The sequence below is a fragment of the Halogeometricum sp. CBA1124 genome, from assembly GCF_009741955.1.
Classification (GTDB): domain Archaea; phylum Halobacteriota; class Halobacteria; order Halobacteriales; family Haloferacaceae; genus Halogeometricum; species Halogeometricum rufum.
Genome location: NZ_WPCD01000291.1, coordinates 1 through 3,049, shown reverse-complemented (window position 1 = coordinate 3,049; position 3,049 = coordinate 1). Strand labels below are relative to the sequence as shown.

Here is a 3,049-nt window from a genome sequence, read left to right as displayed (position 1 = left end):
CCGGCACCGACTGTTAATCGTCCCTCCCCACTAACAGGTCGGGGCATGTCGTCCGCGCATCCGACACCGCCTCGCTCACGACGGTGCACTACGTCGGTATCGCCCCTCCGCCGCCCCTCTCGGGCGTCGTCCCACCCTCGTCCTCGGCGTCGCCGCCCTCCCGTCGGCGTTCGGCGTCTCCTTTCTCGTCGCCACAGTCGGGTTCGCCGTCGGCGTCGCCATGGTGGTCCTGAACGTCCGCCGCCGACTCGCGTACCTGGTCGGTATCCCGTTCGTCCTCGGACAGGTCGCCATCTACGCCGTCACGGTGGTTCAGGGACTGAACCAGCTCTCTCCGGTCGCCGTCGTCGACAAAGTCGCCCAACTCGCCCTCGTCGGCGTCCTCGTCGTCCTCCTCCGGCGCGACTAGGGGAACGGGCGCTCCCGCCGGCCCGAGACGACGAACCAGTCGCGGAGGAAGTTCCCGAGGAACGGGAGCATCGTCGCCGTCGCCAGCGTCCACGCGGCCCAGCGCGGAACCACCGGCGCGAGCGCCACGGCCGTCGTCGCCATCTGCACGCCCGCGAGGACGCGACGGGTGGTACTGTGCGGGAGTTCGAAGACGGGAAGCCCCCGCCGCCGTCGCACCCGTTCGCCGAGGAGGAACAGGTAGCGGGCGACGCCGACGAGGAGGTACCACGGCGGGAGCGACCCCGCGACGACGCCGACGAGGGCGGCGACGAGGAGTCCGGCGGCGTCGACGTTCACGTCCAGCGACGCCCCGAGGAGCGTCGTCCGGCCGCGCAGACGGGCGATGGCGCCGTCGAGGGCGTCGAGCGCCGCGACGGTCCCGTAGAGGAGGGCGGGGAGCCACCCGAACGGCGTCGGGACGACGAGCAACCCGGCGAGGAAGGCGACGAGTGCGCCGCGGCAGAGCGTCACCGCGTTGGCGACGCCGAGCGACTCGAACGCTCGACGTCCCTCGGCCGGGCGGTTCCGGTCGGCGCGCAGTCCGGCGAATCCGACGACGGCGGCCACCCCCGACGCCGCGACGACGGCCCACGGGAGTCCCGCGCCGGCACTCGACGCTCGCCGACGACGGCGGCGACGGCGGTACACGCGGCGAGTCCGACGCCGAGGGAGAACAGTTGTCGGGTCGTCCGTCGGGCACCCGCGCCGGTACCGGACTCCGCGCTGGTACCGGACGGCGCGTCGGCACCGGCGTCCGCGTCGACGCCGGGCGTCACTTCGGCCTCGTCGCTCACGGTCCAGCGTAGGACCCGTGCGATGGTGAACGTTCCCCCGCGCGACAGTTTTACCCCGTCGCCGTCGTCAGTTTGGGTATGACTCGACCGACAGCGGACGGAACCGCGCCGCACTCGCCTCTCCCGGGCGTGCACACGTGACGGGCGCCAGACGAGTGCGGTTCACCGGTCCGCGCACCGTCGAGGTGGCGAGAGAGCCGGTTCCGTCGCCGGACGACGGCGAGGTGCTGGTGGAGACGTCGACGTCGGCGGTGAGTCCCGGCACCGAACTCCTCGTCTACCGCGACGAGGTGCCCGACGACACACCCCTCGACGAGACGATAGACGCGCTGAACGAACCGTTCGCCTATCCTCTCTCGTACGGGTACGCGGCCGTCGGCGTCGTCGCCGCCGTCGGCGACGCCGTGGACCCCTCGTGGGCGGGCCGGCGCGTCTTCGCCTTCCACCCGCACGCGAGTCACTTCTGCGCCGACCCGGCGTCGCTCGTCCCCCTGCCGGACGCCCTGTCCGACGAGGACGCCGCGATGCTGGCGACGATGGAGACGGCGACGGGGTTGGTGATGGACGGCCGGCCGCGCGTCGGCGAACGCGCCGCCGTCTTCGGGCAGGGCGTCGTCGGCCTCGTCACCACCGCGTTGCTGTCGCGGTTCCCCCTCTCGGAACTGGTCACCGTGGACTGCCACGCGCCGCGTCGCGAGCGGTCGCGTTCGCTCGGCGCGGACGCGTCGTTCGCCCCCGAGGAGGTGCCGGGAGCCGTCACCGACCGGTTCGCCGGCGACGGGCGCAGCGACCTCTCCTTCGAACTCTCGGGGAACCCCGACGCCCTCTCGGACGCCCTGTCGACCACCGGCGACGACGGCCGCCTCGTCGTCGGGTCGTGGTACGGCGAGAAACGCGTCTCGCTGGACCTCGGCGGGCGGTTCCACCGGAGCAAGATACGCATCCGCTCGAGTCAGGTCAGCCGAATCGACGCCGACCACGCCGGCCGGTGGGACAAGGACCGCCGTCTGGACTACGCCCTCGACGCCCTCGCGGACCTCGAACCGTCGTCGCTCGTCACTCACCGGATTCCGGTCGCGGAGGCGGCCGACGCCTACCGGTTGCTGGAGCGAGACCCCGCGGCCGTGCAGGTGTTGTTCACCTACTGACCGCAGTTTTACGGCATCGCCGGCCGATTACCGGGTATGTACGCCGTCACCGTCGTCAGACCGCTCGTCGCGCAGCACGCGCTGACCGTCCCGGACCCCGGCCCGGAGGGTGACCCCCACTCGCACCGCTACCGCGTCGAGGTGGAACTGACGGGCGAGGCGCTGAACGAGTACGACTACCTCGTCGACATCGACGCCGTCGAGGCGGCGCTGGACGGCGTGGAGTCGCGGTACGCGGACGCGTTCCTGAACGACCTGCCCGAGTTCGAGGGGTACAACCCGAGCGTCGAACGCTTCGCGCGGGTGATTCACGACCGACTCGCCGACGAACTCGCCGCCGACGCGGTGGCCGAGACGACGGTCACCGTCTGGGAGGACGACGTCGCCAACGCCGCCTACACCGCACCGCTCTGATGCGCGTCGCCCTCGTCGTGCCGGGGTCGGTGGACGCCACCTCCGGCGGGTTCGCCTACGACCGGGCCCTCCTCGAGGAACTCCGCGCGGCGGGCGACGAGGCGCGCGTCGTCTCCGTCCCGTGGCGACGGTATCCGCTCGGCGTGGTCGACGCGCTCTCGACGCCGCCCCTCGGCGACGCGGACGTGGTTCTCGCCGACGAACTCGCCCACCCCGCGCTCCTCCGCCTCGACGCCGACGCGC

The 3,049-nt window shown here is 72.4% G+C and carries 4 protein-coding genes and 1 pseudogene; 4 read left to right on the top strand and 1 reads right to left on the bottom strand.

Annotated features, from left to right (window positions below; genetic code table 11):
* Nucleotides 1-220 precede the first annotated feature (220 nt).
* Nucleotides 221-409 (top strand): hypothetical protein, encoded by a 189-nt coding sequence (locus tag GJ632_RS22570; protein WP_197428126.1) that lies wholly within the window; start codon nt 221-223, stop codon nt 407-409.
* Here GJ632_RS22570 and GJ632_RS20545 read toward each other — a convergent pair.
* Nucleotides 406-1,098 (bottom strand): CDP-alcohol phosphatidyltransferase family protein, encoded by a 693-nt coding sequence (locus GJ632_RS20545; RefSeq protein WP_343161292.1) that lies wholly within the window; start codon nt 1,096-1,098, stop codon nt 406-408. The genes GJ632_RS22570 and GJ632_RS20545 overlap by 4 nt on opposite strands.
* A gap of 283 nt (nt 1,099-1,381) precedes the next feature.
* Between GJ632_RS20545 and GJ632_RS20540 the strand changes: the two genes are divergently transcribed.
* The 3 genes and pseudogenes from GJ632_RS20540 to GJ632_RS20530 form a co-directional block, all read left to right on the top strand.
* Nucleotides 1,382-2,392: a zinc-binding alcohol dehydrogenase gene (locus tag GJ632_RS20540; RefSeq protein WP_394351844.1), complete on the top strand. Its 1,011-nt coding sequence runs from the start codon at nt 1,382-1,384 to the stop codon at nt 2,390-2,392.
* Nucleotides 2,393-2,428: 36 nt separating this feature from the next.
* On the top strand, nt 2,429-2,806 hold the full coding sequence (locus GJ632_RS20535; RefSeq protein ID WP_089803898.1) for a 6-carboxytetrahydropterin synthase: 378 nt from the start codon (nt 2,429-2,431) through the stop codon (nt 2,804-2,806).
* Nucleotides 2,806-3,049: pseudogene (locus GJ632_RS20530) on the top strand (glycosyltransferase family 1 protein); the annotation flags it as partial. The gene GJ632_RS20535 and the pseudogene GJ632_RS20530, both read left to right, overlap by 1 nt.

What these genes read in the sequence shown, in the direction of transcription:
- GJ632_RS22570 (WP_197428126.1), top strand. Translation starts at nt 221, where the DNA reads ATGGTGGTCCTGAACGTCCGCCGCCGACTCGCGTACCTGGTCGGTATC.
- GJ632_RS20535 (WP_089803898.1), top strand. Translation starts at nt 2,429, where the DNA reads ATGTACGCCGTCACCGTCGTCAGACCGCTCGTCGCGCAGCACGCGCTG.